Here is a 16,360-nt window from a genome sequence, read left to right on the forward strand (position 1 = left end):
CTTCATAGAGATGAACGAGGGGTGAAGTTACGACTCTCGGATTCAGGTATTCCACTCGGGCCAATCGGTTGGCACGTATTGCTCGAAGTCCGGATCTAGAGACATTGCAGTGGGTCGAAACACTCGCTCACCATTCACATGGAACTCCTCAATGGCTGCCTGCCCGGGACCAGTGAGAGAGCCCACGAACGCCATGGCAAGGGCATACGCTCCCTCGTTCCGGGCGGGATTCACAGGGATGACCGCGTACTCGTTGCGAAGCAGCGGTGGTGGCCCCTCGATTCCACGAGCGATGTGTTGAACGAGTGTCCCATCGGTACTCACGCTGAGGAACGTCCCTCGGTCTATCAGCGTGTACGCCCCGATCTGCTCGGCAGTGACCAGTGTACTGCCCATGCCTTGGCCGGTCTCGCGGTACCATTCCCCTGACGGAACGACGCCCGCCTCCCGCCATAAGCGGCGCTCGCGGATATGTGTCCCCGAGCGATCACCTCGCGACAGAAACAGAGTTTCCGTCTCGGCGATCGCACGAAAGGCTGCACTTGGGGAGCGCCCGGCCACGCCTGCGGGATCGTCGGGTGGGCCGATGATCATGAAATCGTTGACCATGAGACGCCGTCGATTGATACCGTATCCAGCGTGAATGAACTCGTTTTCCAGCGGCCGAGCGTGAACGAGGACGATATCACAGTCGCCATCCCGGGCTGTTCGCAGCGCGGCCCCCGTACCTTGGACAACTGCCTTCAGTGTCACGCCGAACAAGTCTTCAAACCCGGGGGTCAACTCGTCGAGGAGTCCGCTATCGTGGACCGTAGTGGCGGTTGCGAGTGTCAATGTCTTCATCGGTGGTTCGGAGTCCGTAGCGGTAGTACGATCCCCGATGCATCCGACAATCGACAGTGACCCGCTAAAGCCGAGCATCTGGACGTATCTTCGTCGGCGCACACTATTGTTAGCGAGATTCGACTATATTATAGCAACTACGAAACCAGAATCAGTTACTACTATATCGGATACATATTAACCGCCGATGATAAATACATCCTCTCTATGCAGTATCCTATTCCTATCACATTCTGAGGATTGCAACGGAGCTACTGATTGTACCGTCTACAACTGTGTAAACGGACTACCATCCAAAGACAACGAGTACGATTCCAAGTATGATGCCCAGCATGAATACGGACGTCCTTGAGCTCGCCATATACGGAACAGTGGAGCAGGCATATAGGTTCATAGACAGTATCTCACAATTTACTGAACCCCATACTCTATATCACGAACACCGTTCCTGACTATATTTAGATAGACAATTCAGATGATGATAAGTAAGTGATACAGAGATTGTGTGCTGTACAGCTCCGCCATTACTGAACTCGATCGTATCGTGCGTTCGAATTCGTTAATGCAAGATCGTATCAAAGGATTATCTTCCCTTGCCACACAGACATTTGCTATTGATGAAGAGGGCTGACACGGAGCAGATCCGGGATCCTCTGTGCTGATGATCAGCCTGTGTTCACTGCCGTCGCCAGTCAACTTCGGGACGCGGGACATACAGTTCGGTTCTTTGAACCACGATCCGAACTCTCTCCGATCCACATTGACGATCTCGCTCTGCTCGTCAACAAGCAGGTGTTCCCGCTCAATCTCCCCGCTCTTAGATATGCACAGCGAACGGGGACATTCTTGTGGAACAACCTTATCGCGACGATCGCGTTGAGTTCACGGCTCATCGGGCTCCGAGCGCTTGAGACGGTCGGGTTTCGTACTCCTCGAATAACCTTCGAGAAACCCGAGTTTGAGTACGTTGCAAAGCCCTTCTACATCTGGCACGGCGACCCCGAACTGAACGGTGAGGGAGGGTTCTATCAAGAGCGGATTCACACGGACCCCATCGATTACAAGTACTACGCTGTCAATGATGGAACGCAAGTCCAAATAGCGGCCAAGCGCGTTACTTCGAAACTCTACGGTCCCAAGCGACTCCTGAATCAGGTTCGTCCCGAACCGATGCTTACGCGACGTCTGCGTCACCTCGTCAACCGACTTGGTCTCCAGGGCGTCGGAGTTGACTTCGTCAAAGATGACAAGGACCAGTTCTGGGCTATCGACGTCAATCTCGCCGCAGGATACCGGGATAGCGAATTAGAACCTGCCCTCTGTGAGTCGATTCGTATGGGTCTACCCAATAAGTGATCTGAGAGTCACCTCTTCGTATTATGTACCGACAGAGAGCTTCTGCTGCATACACCTTCTCTATTCAGCACGCTGTTCCTGTCACAATCAGGGAGTAGTGAGCTCCATAGAGTATTTTTTTATGGTACCGACCGGAAGCTACTCCTAGTGCCGGAGTAGCTCAGCTTGGCAGAGCAACTCCTTTGTAAGGAGTCAGCCATGAGTTCAAATCTCTTCTCCGGCTTCACAAAACGAGCCTTGTTTGGCCGTATTATAGTTTGTACGTTCAGCGAGTGCCTGCGTAGGGCTGTAAACCGAATATCGACAATAGCCACTGTAGCGAGTACTCTTTTGGCTAGCTCCTTGTGCAACAAATCGCTTCTTGTATGCGAGCTGTTGCACAAGGTAGATTACTTCCGAGAAGTGAACAACGTTTGACTGTATGGAGGCTCCCTTGCTACCAATGATCGATATCGTGTGTCGCTCGATACCGCTGGTGGAACGCCGTCTCGACAGTCCGAAAATTGAAATCGCCAAGGGTTCGTCTGTAAGCATCTACCGTTTTTAGAGCTAGCTCAGCTGTCGTCAGCTCTAGTTTGGTCTCTGTTGTCGGTGTTTGAGTCCTTATCAACCTTTCTTTGAATTTTATAAATACGATCCTTGACCTGATTTTTGTTCATGCTGGTTCGCTTGCTGACTTGCTCGGCTACTTTGTTTTCGTGCCCCTCTATAAGACCAATAAGCCGACGGAGTTTGTTTTTCACGCTCATTTCACCCATAGCTTCGGCTCGCATGTCCGAAAAGTGGTGTCTATGTCGCGGAATCACGTGATCGAGTCAATCCAATAGTTAACGATGATCGCCGCTAAATAGTCACTTATCTATGACTGATACACCACCGGTTGTCACTCGAAGCAACCGTACCATCGAATAGGCGGGCGAGCCTTCGATGGATAAACGACAAGCTGAATCAAGAACGTCTCACTAATAGTTGATGTTAGCCCCAATAGATAGGTCTATCAAGTGTGCATCTGTGACGAATCCGAAAACACCGAAATCAACGCAACACCACCATTGAGCGCGCCGTTTCGAGCTTCGGACACTGGGAAGAGCGGTCCAGCGAGACACCGAAGGGTCGGATGCCCGATGTGACCGGTATTGGTATCGCTTTGGGGTCGTAGTCAATCAGTGACCTATCAGTTTCAGTTGATGTACCCGCCGATTGCACCACCGACCGAACTCGGAATCGCGGTGAGGAATGCGATCAGAACCCCGATAGCCACTACACTCCCACCGAACAGTGCCCCCAATCCTGATGAGCCAAGTGCGAAGCCAAGGAGGGAGATAGCGATACCGGCGATAGTTGCAACAATAATTCCACCGAGAGCGCCGGAGAGAAGCGAGTGCCACGCACCATCTCTAGCACCATGATTGGTAAGGTAGGCCGAGATGAGGCCAGCGAGAAACCCAGCGATGACGGTCCCGACCCCTGGGAACGCAAACGCGATGATTCCGAACACTACTTGCAAAACGAACCCAATACCGACGGAGCGCCAATCAGTCATGAACACTTGATATGCACGTTTGGACACTGAAACCAGTACGGCTTGCGATATTCGCGCCCGTGACTGTCGAGAGCATTCCTCCCCGAAAATTCTTACGAGATCATCGGCTTTCTCACGCTTCGTGAGGGTCGCATTCGTTCCGATAGTACTCTCACTATCTACGTATCGTGAATCTCGCCATTGACGAAGGTCACTGTAATCAGAGCCACGGCACAAAAGCTATTGACCGTGTGAAAGAAATGGCCCGCGAGCGAGGGTACGATCACCTCTAGGTTTCCTGTGAATGATAGAACAAAGGTGCACGTCGGTTCTACCGCGATACACCAAACGTTGGCACAAACGCTGTGGTTGGCGAGATCTCTCGGCGCGAACTTCCTGGAGCTGCTGACGCAACGGTTGCACTTTTCCCATCCCGAGAAGACGGTATTCCATTCTTGAGGCGAACAATAATTGGGGATTCGTCCATATTGGGCAGCATCCGGAACTGCTGGAACGTATACTCCCGGTGTTGGTGGAATTGTCATGTATATTGTACGTGTCAAAGAGATCATACCGGCAAGCGCGGCACCATTGTCACGCTTGCTTGCGTCCTCTACTGGTGATTAGAAACCGTTCGATCAGAACACGCGTGTCGGTGTGTTTGAACCGAGTCGTTATCTGCGTTGTCCGATTCCATTCCGCTGGCAACGCGTGTTCCGTATGGACTTCGATATACGGCCTAGAATCGTTCCGGATGGCTGAGACGACAGATGATATTCTGTGAGCTGGCTATTCTTTCGTTGAGCGAGTCGGTTGGGTTGGGACTGTAAGATGATTTGACCGTGTTGGAACCTCTCAAACAGTGATAAGTCTTAGAAGTCGTGCTGAATACAGAGCGCATATCGGTCACTGGATTCAGTCGAGGCGTCTTGACGTCGTGTCTGCGAGCCACTTTACGAGCCGCCTCAAAGACGCTCTCTGATTGAGTCCGAGCTATTTCTGAGAGATCACTTGAAAGTGACAAGCCACTGGCTATTCCTATGTGCCACGTGGGGACACCGATGAGATAGACATTAAGTAATTCTGCCATGGGTACATCGGTAAGAATATGTTAGAAGACGAGTGTTGGAGCGATGAGTATGAGAACTACCCCTAATATGATCCGCAGCCGGGCTGGATCCACTCGATGAGCTACTTGCCACCCTAATACGACTCCGACCAACTGTGGGAGTCCAATGAGAAGCACGAGCGGGAGCGACACTGCATCCACCGCGAGATAGCCAACAGTTGCGAAGGCGGAGATGAACACAGATTGTACCTGTGCAACTGCGACGGCAATCAACATTGGGACACCCAGTACGACAAGAATCGGAACTGCAACGATCGGCCCACCAACACCAAGCATCCCACCGAGAAATCCGATCCCTGTTCCGATTATTCCGATTAGAATACGGCGTTGGCGACCTGGGATTTCACTCAGACGAGTCGATGGTTTGAGCCCAACAGCCTCGCGATAGATTATCAAGACGCCGATACTAGCAATAAAGGTGGCGAGCGAATAACCAAAGACCCACTCAGGGAGGAGCAGATTTGCCTGTGAACCTAGGAGTGCACCGGCGATGCTTGTTCCACTAAGCAATACTGCAAGCTCACGGGCAAATCCACTAACAAACTCTCCTGAACGAAGGTAGACAGCGCTTCCCAGTAATCCCGTCGCAACAAAGGTGGCACTCGCTGTGCCAGCCACTTGTGCAGACGATATTGGGACTAACGCAAACAGAGCGACGGTCACAAACACGCCTCCAGGACCAATTGCAGTAATCCCGATCCCAGCAAAAAGAGCAATGACAACGAGAAGTAACGCGAGCTCGAGTGAAACACCGATATCGCTCAAAAGGAGAGGATACTGAAAATTGACCAGTACGCTCTCCGAACCTGAATGTAGCATAGACATCTGAGACAATTCGTTATCCGATAAAATGCCACCGATAGTCATCTCCTTACCTGTCACAATCGGAGTTGAGTGTAGTCCTCCTTCGGCTGTTGACGACCATTGTAGATCGTTCTCAGTTCATCTGTTGAGTCCTCGTCGGTATGCATGCCATGCTATCGCAACCCCGTCTTATTATCTGGATCGATACCAATAAGGAACCATGACCAACTCGATTCTCGTCCCGATTAACGGTATACCACCGACAATTGCTGCTCTCAATCACGTACTCACACTTGAGGACTCGCATGAAATCACGGTCCTCCAGGTTTGTCCGATCGTTGAACGAGACAATAGTATTCGCCAGACAGTCATCCCGGAAGCAATCGACGAACAACAAGAGGCCAGCAGGCAGACCGCAGAACAGATCTTCTCAAAAGCAACGGACTATGCCACCGAGCACGACGTAACACTCAAGACAGCTACCGAATCAGGGCACCCTGCTGAACGAATCAGTGCATACGCTGCTACCAATGACATTACTCGCATCGTCATCGGAACGCAAGAACAGTCACTTCTCTCACGTATTTTGCGCGGCAGCCTTCCAGATGAAATCATGAAACGATCGTCGGTTCCAGTAACAACGATTCAGACCCCGACAGATGAATCCTCCCGAAGATCTGATGGCACTGATCAGGAACGGCCGCTCACATTTTCGCGTGGGATAAACTGAGCTTCCAGCCATTGAGCGGTGTTCGGCATGATTGTCCAATCCATCTATCACAATATGGCATCGGTTTTGCCCATCACTGCTGGGAATAACATCCCTCTCGCTAAGCTTGACGAATAGTCCTCAATGTGAATTTCAATCCGTGTAGGTGGTTCTTGTGACAAGAAGTCCTTATCCAGGATGAACGAATCGAGTTAACTGAAGACTCAGAGAACTCGAACAGTTAATCGCTTTTAAGATACAGATCAACGATAGCGACCGAAGAGAGGACAGAGTCCAAGTTACCGCTCAATGAAGCAATGGATGAGATTCGACGAGAACTCGTTTAGCGGGTGGCAACGGCTGACCGAGACGGACAGACGTCGTCCGGTTCGATCATGATGCTGATACCACTTGCTCCGTCACCACTACTGCCCCTTCAGAACGAGTCTGGCTCCCGATTGTCTTCAACTCCGGGTGCTGGCGGTGTTCGAGCGCTGTACCCTTCGCGGCCAATCGTCTCTCGGTGCGGTGTTCGTCACCCTTGGACTCATCTTCGAGTTTCTCCTTACGAGTCAAAACGTCGCAGTGGCGAGCGTCCTCGACTATCCGCTTCACGTCGCGGATATTCTTTTCCTCAGCGCAGTCGCCGCCAGCGGCATCCCTGTCGTCCGTAGTGGCTACTACTCCGCGAAGAATCGCAGCCTCGACATTGACCTGCTGATGGGGACGGCGATCATCGCTGCAACCGGCATCGGCTACTTCGTCGAGGCAGCGACGCTGGCCGTCCTGTTCAGCGTTGCCGAATTGCTGGAAGATTACGCGATGGACAGGGCACGTGACTCTCTGCGCGAGCTAATGGAGTTGTCGCCCGACCAAGCGATCGTCCAGCGGGACGGTGAGGAGGTGACTGTCCCCACTGAGGACGTGGCAGTTGGCGAGACGGTGGTCGTTCGACCCGGTGAGAAGATTCCGCTTGACGGCACAGTTGTCAAAGGCGAGAGTGCGGTCGACGAGTCACCAATCACCGGTGAGAGTGTCCCATTGACAAAACCGCTGGCGACGAGGTGTACGCCGGCACGATCAGCGAGGGTGGCTACCTCGAAGCGGAGGTCACGTCAACAGCAGGCGACTCTACTCTTTCACGCATCATCGCCATTTTGCACGCACTCCGGGAGGTTATTCACGAGATGCGCACGCACGATCCATACTTCGACCAGATTCGAAACGCTCGGACTGAAGCAGTTAATCGCGATTCATAGATAAGCCTGTTTCTATGAATACCCCGTCCGATAGTACTGCCTGGGTTGCTGATTCAGGGCTGTTCATTGCATGTGGCCGCCAAGAGAATGCTAAATACACTGCTCTTGAACGGTTTGCAACGCACAACAAGATTACGTTCGTCATTCCACAGCACGTCTATGAAGAGTTCACTGTGCACCAGCATAGAGCACACCGGGACAGATACCGATCGACAGTGCAATTACGAGTGGCTGGGTGACCGTTGCTGAGGAACTCAGCTATACAAACAGCACGATAGCGACGGTGATGGATAGGACACGAAGCTATATCGCCAATTCGTCCAATCGGCCTGAAGACCAGATCGAGCGGCAGATACTGCACTTGCAGGCCTCGCAGTCCAATTCTTCTCTAGGGATCGGCACCATTAGTATGCCTTGTAACAACGGACACCGATGCTGGTCACGAGGTCGTTACGGCCATTAAAGCAGCAGGATTCACTGATCAGATCACACGTTCGAAGACGGTTTTGAGCTGATTGAATCGATTACGTGAATGTATCGGCATGGGGGCTAAGAGATATGTGATAATATAGCTAACCTCAAGGAGATACCTAGTGTCGTCCTCGCTTGCTTTCGTCTCGCTTAGCCCTGCTCCCCCTGCGGCTACGAACCTGTGTCCGGTCGCGCTCATTTCGCTCCCGCTGGCGGTCACCTGTTCGGTGACTCGCTGTCGTGGTGGTGGTGTCTCGTCCCGTTGTCTGCTGCTGTCCCTTTGGTTGTCCTGCCGCCCCCTCTCTCGCCGTTGTTCTGCCGTCTCCTGTCTCGCTGGTTGTCTTGATTCTGTCGTCGTTCATCGCGCCTCCCTGCTTTGATAACAGACGACAGGACCTTGATTGTAACCCGATACGGCTCGCTTAAGCCGGCGATTATATAGTGACTGTCGCGCTGAAAACTAGTTAACTCGTTCATCCGATCTTCTTTAGTCATCTGCTCGCAATTTCCCTACTATACTTCGATTTCAACTAGATAACACCTTACAATATAATGGATGATGCTTATAATATCAACAAATGGTAATATTTTTCCAGCGACAGACAAATCCCCGATTTGATACGGATGACCGAATTATTTGGTAACGAGATCCACGACACGGACTCATCGATTTGGAGTAACGATGTCGCGTACGGAATCCCATTATACGTCTATCTCCCGTTGCTTTTCGTCGTCCTCGCCGCCGTCTATACGGGCAATCTCCCGAACGACATGGTCGGCGCAAGTGCCTTCCTGCTCGTCGTCGCGGGACTGACGGTTTACATCGGGGATCACCTCCCGATCTGGCGGACGTGGTTCGGCGGTGGTCTGGTGTTATGTCTAGTCATAGGGTTAGCGATCAACTACTTCGGGCTCATCCCGTCCGATGCTTATCAGACTGTCTCGACGTTCCTCACCGAGGGCTCGAACATGTTGGACTGGTTCATCGCGGCGCTGATCGCCGGCAGCATCCTTTCGATGCCGCGTTCGTATCTCATGCGTGCGCTCCCGATCTACGCACCCTCAGTTCTCGGTGGCTTAGGACTCGCCGCCGGGGTGGTCTATGTTGCCGGGACGATTCTCGGCTTCGGCGGTGCCCAATCGATTCTGACCGTCCTCATTCCCGTCTTCGGCGGCGGAATGGGTGCCGGCGGTATCCCGCTAAGCGAGATCTACGCGAGCGGCACAGGGACTGGATTCGACCAGATGTTCTCGATCATTGCGCCCGCGATCATCCTCGGCAATATGATCGGTATTCTTGTCGCCGCAATCGCCCATCGAATCGGCACGATCTGGCCGTCGCTCAGTGGAGACGGCATCGTCATGCCCGAAGAGAAGTGGAAGCCCGAGACCGGCATCGAGACGCCGGACGTCTCGCTCACCGAGGAGACGGTCGTGATGGGCTGGGTGCTCGCGATGGTACTGTTGCTGCTCGGCTACATCCTCGGCACGTGGATCCCGATCCACCCCTTTGCGATCATGATTCTGTTGACCGTCGGCGTGAAGGTCGCCGGTGTCCTTCCGGTGCGCTTGGAGGAGGGTGCAGGCCATTTCTACGACTTCATGATCGCCGGGTTCGTCGGCCCGCTGCTACTCGCTATCGGGATGGCGTTGATCGACATCCAGGTGCTCGTCGAGACGCTCGATCCGACGTACTTCCTGATCGTGATCCTTGCCGTTCTGGGCGGAGCCGTCGGCGCTGCTATCGTCGGCTATCTCTTCGGGATGTTCCCGATCGAGGCCGCTATCTGTGGCGGGCTCTGTATGGTGAACATGGGCGGCTCGGGTGACGTAGCAACGTTGGCCGCGGCCGAACGCATGGAGTTGATGGCGTTCGCACAGATGTCCTCACGGCTCGGCGGTGCAATGATGCTGCTTGTCGGCCAGACCGCGATCGGTATCTGGGGCAGCGTGTTGGTATAGGCCTTCTCGGGAACCTAGAAATGAACCGCCAAGCGATCATTTCGGATGTCAGTCCGGTATGACTGTCGTCCAGAGCTGTCACGGTCGTGACCGCCCCGTACCACCCGGTATAGGTTACGACGAATGCTACTGTTGCAATGATCGATAGTCAGTGAGCGACTATGGGCCGACAGGTATCCAACGTACAAGGCGTTACGGGCAGAAGGCCGGTATGATGTCGTGATCGCCAATGCGGGCCCCACTGGCGGATAGTGCACTCGTGATATAGCTGCGCGTGGCCACGAGGTCGGCGTCCTCGAAACTGAGTCTGAAAACCGTGTGAGTACTAGATTTAATACGGAGTAGTATCGTATCTAACTACAGGGTACGTGCCTGAGTGCTGTGAGGAGTGCAGGACTGAGGCCATAGTTGACTCCAGCACTCCTCACAGCACTCAGGCATGCATTCCCTCCCGTAGACTAAACAGTCAGTCACGCCTGAGCGGCTACTATTAGCGCCGGAGAGAATATATACTATTGTATTTAGAACTATTTGTGTGATAGAAAGGAACGTATCAACACTCCATAACACAGTACCAGAGTGGCAAGAAAGTGGTACGTGGATAAATATATTAACTCACTGGTAACTAATAGGTGTTCTATACAACTATCATATGGGAGGGGTACCCCTCCCGGTCCCGGCCGAGGCCTCAGGGCCGGGACCTCATTCATACTCTCTTTACCTACAGAGAGGTAGATGCAGGAAAGCCTCTACGACTGGTAGGAAACGAACTCACACCTGTGCCACTCGACTGTTTCTTCAAAATGCGTTTCGCGTGCACTACCCATAAAGAATCCAACCTTTACACCGACTGATCGACGAGTACGAATATGGACGCTGGCCCCCCGGTCCTCAAGGTTTCCCTCTTATTGGGAATATCTCTCAGTACGCTCGGGACCCTTTCTCTTTTATGACACAGTGCCAGCGTGAATACGGCAATATCTCTCGTTTTCAACTTGGTCCCTATGATATGTGCCAGGTGACAGATCCAGCGATAATTGAGCAGGTTCTCGTCGATCACGACGAGGATTTTTCAAAACCGGATTTTCAAGCCAATGCGTTTAGCCAACTCCTTGGTAACGGACTCCTCGCAAGCGAGGGCGAGTTTTGGCGACGCCAACGACAACGCGTTCAGCCAGCGTTTGACCCTGATCATATCGCCACTGCGACTGAGTTGATGAGCGACTATGCCGAAGAGTTGGTCGTTCAAATAAAGCCACAGAAGATGGTCACGGAACTTCAGTCGCGTGAACTCGAGAAAAACGCTCATCTCCGGTGGAAGAACATCAAACCGAATATCGACACTCTTGACATCGAGATTGATCACCTCGAGCAATTCACCAAAGACGATGGCAATAGATACGCCCGCATTCTTGGCGGCGACGACCCACTCGATCGCGGCGGCGAACCAGCACTCACGCCAGGCGATTTGCTCCCAATTCAGCAGCTCTCTCGAATGGATAATGATATGCTTCACTCGGCCGCCTCATCGAAACCCGTGCGACTTGCAGCGGAGGTCTGGCAGGATCACGAACAAAACCAGAGCAGGCTCTGGAACCAAGGCTGTAGTGGCGTTCGCGAGTACATCGATGCCGACGAACTCGCCCAGTGGCTTCGCCACAACGAGCCAGGCGTGAACAAGGAGTACAGCCAGAAAAGCGCCAGTCGAACGATTGACGCACTCACCGATCTCACGAAAGACCGACTTTACGTCAAACGGAAGAACCGCCGGAAGGACGGCTTTCCTATAAGGAACAGCGCGTCGTCCTGCCTGACGAGTCCGAGATTCCTGGTGAAACGACGCTCGAGACGGACTCTCCGGAGACAGCTGATGTCGGTGAGGAGTGATGTCCCCGGGTCCTAACTCCCGCGAGAGCGGGTTAACACTCTAATAGGAACTCATCTATTCCCCACGCAAGCGGTTGTTTATACGGTACGATTACTAGCGGGTACGTCCCATGAACGGCTGGTGACGGCTCTAGCCAGGGACCTCCCTGAGAGGTACCACTCCAGACAACGGCTGTCCATGGACATACTGCTCATCTTTGTTGGCTGCTGTCACCCAGATCATCTGTTTCCGAGGATGAGGACTGCAGAAGAACCCGCTGTTCACTCATTTCCCCTGTTCTCTCTAGGAGAAATGGTCAACGCAGATGTCTATTGCACGTGAATAGTCTTTACTCTGAATAAAGAAAGAGTCATATCCTGTTGGCATCTGTTTGAGACGTACGGCTACGGGTCATCTTGCTGCTGTTGCAGCGTAGCTTTTGCACGTGCGAGGTAGGTGTTCGCTGACCAACTCCGGGCGTCGCTCATCTCGTCCAAAAATGCCTCGGCAGTATCCGCGGCGAGCACGCCGTTCCGAACGAGCGCTGTGAGAACGATCGGTGTCGTTACCAGACGTGTATCTACCAGTGATGCATGCACTAGCGCTAGGCGGTTGAATTCGTCACAGAGCAGTTGGACTGCATCGATCGTGTTCGCTAGTGTGACTGCTGCGTTCTCTCCATCGTCGAGCGGGAACGTCTCGTCAAGTCCGACACTGCGAATGTTGAACGCAGCCTGACGGTCAAGGACGGCCTGTGCCGCTTTCCCCGAGGCATCGTTGTAGGAGGCTGTTTCGGTGAGTTCGTCAACGACCTGCTCGGGGAGGATAATGATATGAGAGTCAAGTAGGAGATCGAGTGGATTCGGTGTGGCATCCGCAACGACTCCTAAACTAACGAGGGCAGACGTATCGGCGACGATCTCTCCCATCTATCCGTCGGCCAGCTCCTCCGCCACATCATCGACGAACGCTTCGCTCAGTTGTTGTTTTAGGAGACGGAAGTTCGCCGCCTCTTCATGGCCGACGAGGGTTTTCAACTCCTCGAAGGAGATGTCGTCATTATAGTAGGCTTCCGCAATCTCCTGTTTCATCTCGTCGGAGTGTGCTGCATCCCGGAGGTACTCCTGAAGGGCAGAGATGAGAATATCTGTCCGGTCAGTCTCAAATACCGCTGCGAGGGTATCGGCCCGATCAACCAGTCCTCGGGGAGCACGGAACTGAACGCGTTTTTTCTCCACGTCGGAACTCATGTGTGTACATTGTGAGCGCAGTAGTAAAACACTTTCCTCGCATAAGCACTGGGACGACAGAATACACCTGTTCTACTACCCCGTATTGATAGGTGGTCACTCAATTGGGCCCATTCCGATGTACAGGTCAGAGTTAGTTACTATCTGCTCTGGCAGGATCCAACCCCGCGTGAACACTACTTGGAAGTCTATCAAGACAGGGATCCAATTAACTCAGTCAGTATGACTGTCGAGATGAGTCTCTTTCTGCCAGCTCGTGATATATATATCGTCGCCAAAAAAGCGCCTCTTGAGTGGAGGAATCATTTTATATATGACAAAAGCGTAGAATAACGTATGGATTGGCACACACAGTGGGGTCTTCGACTACGGATGGGCGGTGTCATGATCCTATTTATCGCGCTCTATATCGGGTTCATTGGCGTTCTTTCGCTCTATTTCAGCAGTATCTCTGCTATTGCGCTTGGAATTCTTATCGTTTCGACCGCCCAACTGCTATACGGATATAAAGTCCCACTCAAAGCGATGGGCGGTACTGTTGTTACGGCCACTGAGTATCCAGAGCTTCATCAACGCATAACGCGCCTGAGCCAGCAGGCTGGACTTCCACAACCTGCTGTCGCTGTTGCCCCGACTGATCTCCCGAATGCTTTTGCTGCCGGTCGTTCACGGAACACAGCCGTTGTTTGTGTTACAACCGGCTTACTCGAGAATTTGGACGGAGACGAACTCGATGCTGTGCTCGCTCATGAACTAGCCCATATCCAAAACCGAGATATGGTCATCATGACTGCCGCAAGCGCGTTATCAGCAACCGCCTTCTACATCGTTCGCTGGGGATGGGTGTTTGATGACGGTGGTGGCGGTGATGGTGGCGAGGGGATGACAATGATGGTTGCAGTTATCGCTTCGTTCGTCGTGTGGATTCTCTCGTTTTTCATTACGCGACTGCTGTCACGATATCGAGAATACACTGCCGATCAAGGTGCAGTCAGTATCACTGGTAAACCAACCGCGTTGGCAACCGCATTACGGACGATCAGTGCCACGACTCAAGACATGCCCAATGAGGACCTACGGGAACACGCGGGTATGAACGCGATGTTTTTCGATGATATCGACACGACTGATCGCTTCACTCGGTGGTGTAAAACGCATCCTGCTGTTGATGATCGGATCGAACGACTCCGCGACCTTGAGCGCGAACTCGCTATAGAATAAGCGTACGTATCCGAGCTAGGCGATTCTTGAACTGTTTGTATCAATCCTTGAGACGCGAATATCGACCCGACAGATAAGCAGTCACACCGTATCAACCATTCTTGTTGGATCGTCAGTGGGAGTAGTAGCTGCCATCTCAATTTTGTCCGTGTAGAGCGTTGATCGTATCGACTGCTGTACTCTCAACTATAATCAGCAGGATTCTACTCTGTATACGAGCTTAGTATGCTGTCCGTAGTTGCTCTTCCTATCAAACCAGCCACCAAGATCCTTGTGCAACAATCTCGTCTTAGGAATCTATTGTTGCACAAGGCTCGGAGGGCCTCTACTTGCAATCGTAGTCGGGTCTTCTTCTAATCCAATCGTGGATCATATATTCTATTAGCCTAAACTTATATTAGTATAATATGGTCAACGAGGCGTCTCCCTCACTGGACCGACGCCAGTTTCTCAAGCGGACCGCAGCAACAGCGGCCGGCGGGACACTCGCCAGCACTGCCGGCTGTCTCCAATTACTCGGACTGAGCGGGTCGACAACCGGCCTCAGTGGCGGCCCCACGTTTCAAGACATTCATCGGGAAGACGCCGATATCGTCGTCGAATCAGCCGCCGCTCTCGAAGCCGAAGTTACCCGCGGGGGCGGACGTATCGTCTGGATTCCACCTGATACAGCGATCGATCTGAGCGGCCGGAATCTCACACTCCGTCATGTGACGATCGCGTCGGGCCGCTCGAAGAATGGCTCAGGTGCACTGATCGTCACGTCGGATCGCGGCCGTGGCTCACCGACGATGGGCAACGCTCTCTTCACACTCGAGGAAGGCGGTCGTCTCACCGGCGTGACGATCCGCGGTCCGCACTGGAATTACACTGCTTCACCGGTAATTCCGGGCTATATTCCGCTTGCGCCAGGCGAAACGTATGCTGATCGCGAACAGTGGCGCAGCAACTGGTATGCGCGTGGCATCTCGATGCAAGCCGACAGTAGCCAGCTTGATAACTGCGAGCTGTGGGGCTTTTCGACCGGCATCATGGTCGGCAGTCGAGAGTCACCGGCCTCACCGTCGATTCTCCACTCTGCGTTGCACAACTGTATGATGACCTCTGCAGGCTACCCGATTGACGTCAATCGTGGCACGCCGACGATCTACCGGTGTGCCTTTGACGCGTATCGCCATGCGATCTGTGGGTACGGCACGGCGGATGCAGGCTATCTCGCGATCGAGTGTGATTTCGGGCCGCATGTCACGAGCCATCCGATCGATATGCACCGCGTTGGCGAGAATGAAAGCGGCGGCAAGAGTCGTTCTGATCTCCGCTGGCAGTGGCGTGCTGGTGGAACGATGCTCGTTCGCAACTCGATCATCCGGCCGACACGAGTCGTTGATCAACGGCATCACAACGGTACGAACACCGGATCCTATGAACCGGATCCATACATCAATCACAATCGTGGGGGCTTCACACCTCATGTTCTGATTCGGGGTGTCCCAGCTGACGGCATCTATATCGAGGGCAACCAGTGTGCTCATCCTGATCCGGAGACCGGGATTGACCAATCATCCTTCCCAGGTCGCCAGCAAATGAACGAGTTCGGCTGGCATAACATCTTTACCAAACAAAACGAGTGGGACGTCCCGTTCAGCCAGTAACGTCGTAGACCGTTCGATTCACGTCGATTCGCTCGAGATCGCCTTCGATAGTCCCGGTCGTCGGTTGAGTCTCGAACTCGCGACTTTCACTGGGTTCGAGATCACGGACAGTGACAAGCGTGGCACTGAGATACTCGTCGCTCGTCCCGTAGAAGACAAGCTCGATATCGACGACGTCGATCGCTTGGTCGCTGACGTTCGTTACCGTACCAGACACGCGCAGCGAGCCATCAGACGCCTGCTGTGCATCGGCCGTTATTTCAACAGCACTCGGATCGCGAGCAGTAGTCTCGTACTCGCTGTAGTTCTCGTCGT

General features: G+C 53.1%; 13 protein-coding genes, 1 tRNA gene and 3 pseudogenes. 10 read left to right on the forward strand and 7 right to left on the reverse strand.

Features of this window, described 5'->3' with window-relative positions; all coding sequences use genetic code 11:
- Window positions 1-42 precede the first annotated feature (42 nt).
- Window positions 43-945, reverse strand: coding sequence for a substrate-binding domain-containing protein (locus EAO80_RS16205; RefSeq protein WP_122090886.1), 903 nt, complete (start codon window positions 943-945; stop codon window positions 43-45).
- Window positions 946-1,515: 570 nt separating this feature from the next.
- Here EAO80_RS16205 and EAO80_RS20445 point away from each other — a divergent pair.
- Window positions 1,516-2,199: an ATP-grasp domain-containing protein gene (locus EAO80_RS20445; protein WP_245998661.1), complete on the forward strand. Its 684-nt coding sequence runs from the start codon at window positions 1,516-1,518 to the stop codon at window positions 2,197-2,199.
- 149 nt (window positions 2,200-2,348) lie between these two features.
- Window positions 2,349-2,422: transfer RNA gene (locus EAO80_RS16215), tRNA-Thr, on the forward strand.
- 331 nt (window positions 2,423-2,753) lie between these two features.
- Here EAO80_RS16215 and EAO80_RS16220 read toward each other — a convergent pair.
- The 3 genes from EAO80_RS16220 to EAO80_RS16235 all read right to left on the reverse strand — a co-directional run bounded on the left by EAO80_RS16220 (window position 2,754) and on the right by EAO80_RS16235 (window position 5,615).
- A complete protein-coding gene (locus tag EAO80_RS16220; protein WP_245998663.1) occupies window positions 2,754-2,957 on the reverse strand; it encodes a hypothetical protein in 204 nt (67 codons plus the stop codon).
- Between the two features lie 422 nt (window positions 2,958-3,379).
- Complete coding sequence (locus EAO80_RS16225; RefSeq protein WP_122090888.1) at window positions 3,380-3,742, reverse strand: DUF5518 domain-containing protein; 363 nt, start codon at window positions 3,740-3,742, stop codon at window positions 3,380-3,382.
- Between the two features lie 1,090 nt (window positions 3,743-4,832).
- A complete protein-coding gene (locus EAO80_RS16235) occupies window positions 4,833-5,615 on the reverse strand; it encodes a sulfite exporter TauE/SafE family protein (protein ID WP_394343439.1) in 783 nt (260 codons plus the stop codon).
- Window positions 5,616-5,874: 259 nt separating this feature from the next.
- On the opposite strand from EAO80_RS16235, the gene EAO80_RS16240 reads away from it, so the two are divergent.
- From EAO80_RS16240 to EAO80_RS20450, 6 genes and pseudogenes are all read left to right on the forward strand, one after another.
- Complete coding sequence (locus EAO80_RS16240) at window positions 5,875-6,384, forward strand: universal stress protein (protein ID WP_122090889.1); 510 nt, start codon at window positions 5,875-5,877, stop codon at window positions 6,382-6,384.
- A gap of 453 nt (window positions 6,385-6,837) precedes the next feature.
- Window positions 6,838-7,523 (forward strand): annotated as a pseudogene (locus tag EAO80_RS16245) (HAD-IC family P-type ATPase); the annotation flags it as partial.
- A 113-nt stretch (window positions 7,524-7,636) separates the two neighbouring features.
- Window positions 7,637-8,154 (forward strand): annotated as a pseudogene (locus EAO80_RS20975) (hypothetical protein).
- A 563-nt stretch (window positions 8,155-8,717) separates the two neighbouring features.
- The gene (locus EAO80_RS16260) at window positions 8,718-10,055 is read left to right on the forward strand and encodes a 2-hydroxycarboxylate transporter family protein (RefSeq protein WP_122090890.1); all 1,338 of its coding nucleotides are present in this window, start codon (window positions 8,718-8,720) and stop codon (window positions 10,053-10,055) included.
- Window positions 10,056-10,971: 916 nt separating this feature from the next.
- Window positions 10,972-11,259: pseudogene (locus EAO80_RS20860) on the forward strand (cytochrome P450); the annotation flags it as partial.
- 12 nt (window positions 11,260-11,271) lie between these two features.
- On the forward strand, window positions 11,272-11,958 hold the full coding sequence (locus EAO80_RS20450) for a hypothetical protein (protein ID WP_245998666.1): 687 nt from the start codon (window positions 11,272-11,274) through the stop codon (window positions 11,956-11,958).
- Between the two features lie 368 nt (window positions 11,959-12,326).
- Here EAO80_RS20450 and EAO80_RS19895 read toward each other — a convergent pair whose 3' ends face one another.
- Both EAO80_RS19895 and EAO80_RS16275 read right to left on the reverse strand, forming a co-directional pair.
- Window positions 12,327-12,851, reverse strand: coding sequence for a hypothetical protein (locus EAO80_RS19895; RefSeq protein ID WP_162994046.1), 525 nt, complete (start codon window positions 12,849-12,851; stop codon window positions 12,327-12,329).
- Window positions 12,852-13,172 carry a hypothetical protein gene (locus EAO80_RS16275; protein ID WP_162994047.1) on the reverse strand — a complete coding sequence of 107 codons (321 nt, stop codon included), beginning with the start codon at window positions 13,170-13,172 and terminating at the stop codon, window positions 12,852-12,854.
- Between the two features lie 336 nt (window positions 13,173-13,508).
- Between EAO80_RS16275 and htpX the strand changes: the two genes are divergently transcribed.
- Window positions 13,509-14,393, forward strand: coding sequence for a zinc metalloprotease HtpX (gene htpX, locus EAO80_RS16280; protein ID WP_122090891.1), 885 nt, complete (start codon window positions 13,509-13,511; stop codon window positions 14,391-14,393).
- A 407-nt stretch (window positions 14,394-14,800) separates the two neighbouring features.
- On the forward strand, window positions 14,801-16,045 hold the full coding sequence (locus EAO80_RS16285) for a twin-arginine translocation signal domain-containing protein (RefSeq protein ID WP_122090892.1): 1,245 nt from the start codon (window positions 14,801-14,803) through the stop codon (window positions 16,043-16,045).
- On the opposite strand, the gene EAO80_RS20455 is transcribed toward EAO80_RS16285, so the two are convergent.
- The coding region (locus EAO80_RS20455; RefSeq protein WP_245998668.1) for an FxLYD domain-containing protein at window positions 16,035-16,360 on the reverse strand (326 nt) is incomplete at its 5' end. The two genes, EAO80_RS16285 and EAO80_RS20455, sit on opposite strands and share 11 nt — an antisense overlap.

Origin of the sequence: Halalkalicoccus subterraneus (genome assembly GCF_003697815.1) — an archaeon.
Classification (GTDB): domain Archaea; phylum Halobacteriota; class Halobacteria; order Halobacteriales; family Halalkalicoccaceae; genus Halalkalicoccus; species Halalkalicoccus subterraneus.

What these genes read in the sequence shown, in the direction of transcription:
- EAO80_RS16285 (WP_122090892.1), top strand. Translation starts at nt 14,801, where the DNA reads ATGGTCAACGAGGCGTCTCCCTCACTGGACCGACGCCAGTTTCTCAAG.
- EAO80_RS16225 (WP_122090888.1), bottom strand. Translation starts at nt 3,742, where the DNA reads ATGACTGATTGGCGCTCCGTCGGTATTGGGTTCGTTTTGCAAGTAGTG.
- htpX (WP_122090891.1), top strand. Translation starts at nt 13,509, where the DNA reads ATGGATTGGCACACACAGTGGGGTCTTCGACTACGGATGGGCGGTGTC.
- EAO80_RS16240 (WP_122090889.1), top strand. Translation starts at nt 5,875, where the DNA reads ATGACCAACTCGATTCTCGTCCCGATTAACGGTATACCACCGACAATT.
- EAO80_RS16275 (WP_162994047.1), bottom strand. Translation starts at nt 13,172, where the DNA reads ATGAGTTCCGACGTGGAGAAAAAACGCGTTCAGTTCCGTGCTCCCCGA.
- EAO80_RS19895 (WP_162994046.1), bottom strand. Translation starts at nt 12,851, where the DNA reads ATGGGAGAGATCGTCGCCGATACGTCTGCCCTCGTTAGTTTAGGAGTC.
- EAO80_RS16260 (WP_122090890.1), top strand. Translation starts at nt 8,718, where the DNA reads ATGACCGAATTATTTGGTAACGAGATCCACGACACGGACTCATCGATT.
- EAO80_RS20450 (WP_245998666.1), top strand. Translation starts at nt 11,272, where the DNA reads ATGAGCGACTATGCCGAAGAGTTGGTCGTTCAAATAAAGCCACAGAAG.
- EAO80_RS16220 (WP_245998663.1), bottom strand. Translation starts at nt 2,957, where the DNA reads ATGGGTGAAATGAGCGTGAAAAACAAACTCCGTCGGCTTATTGGTCTT.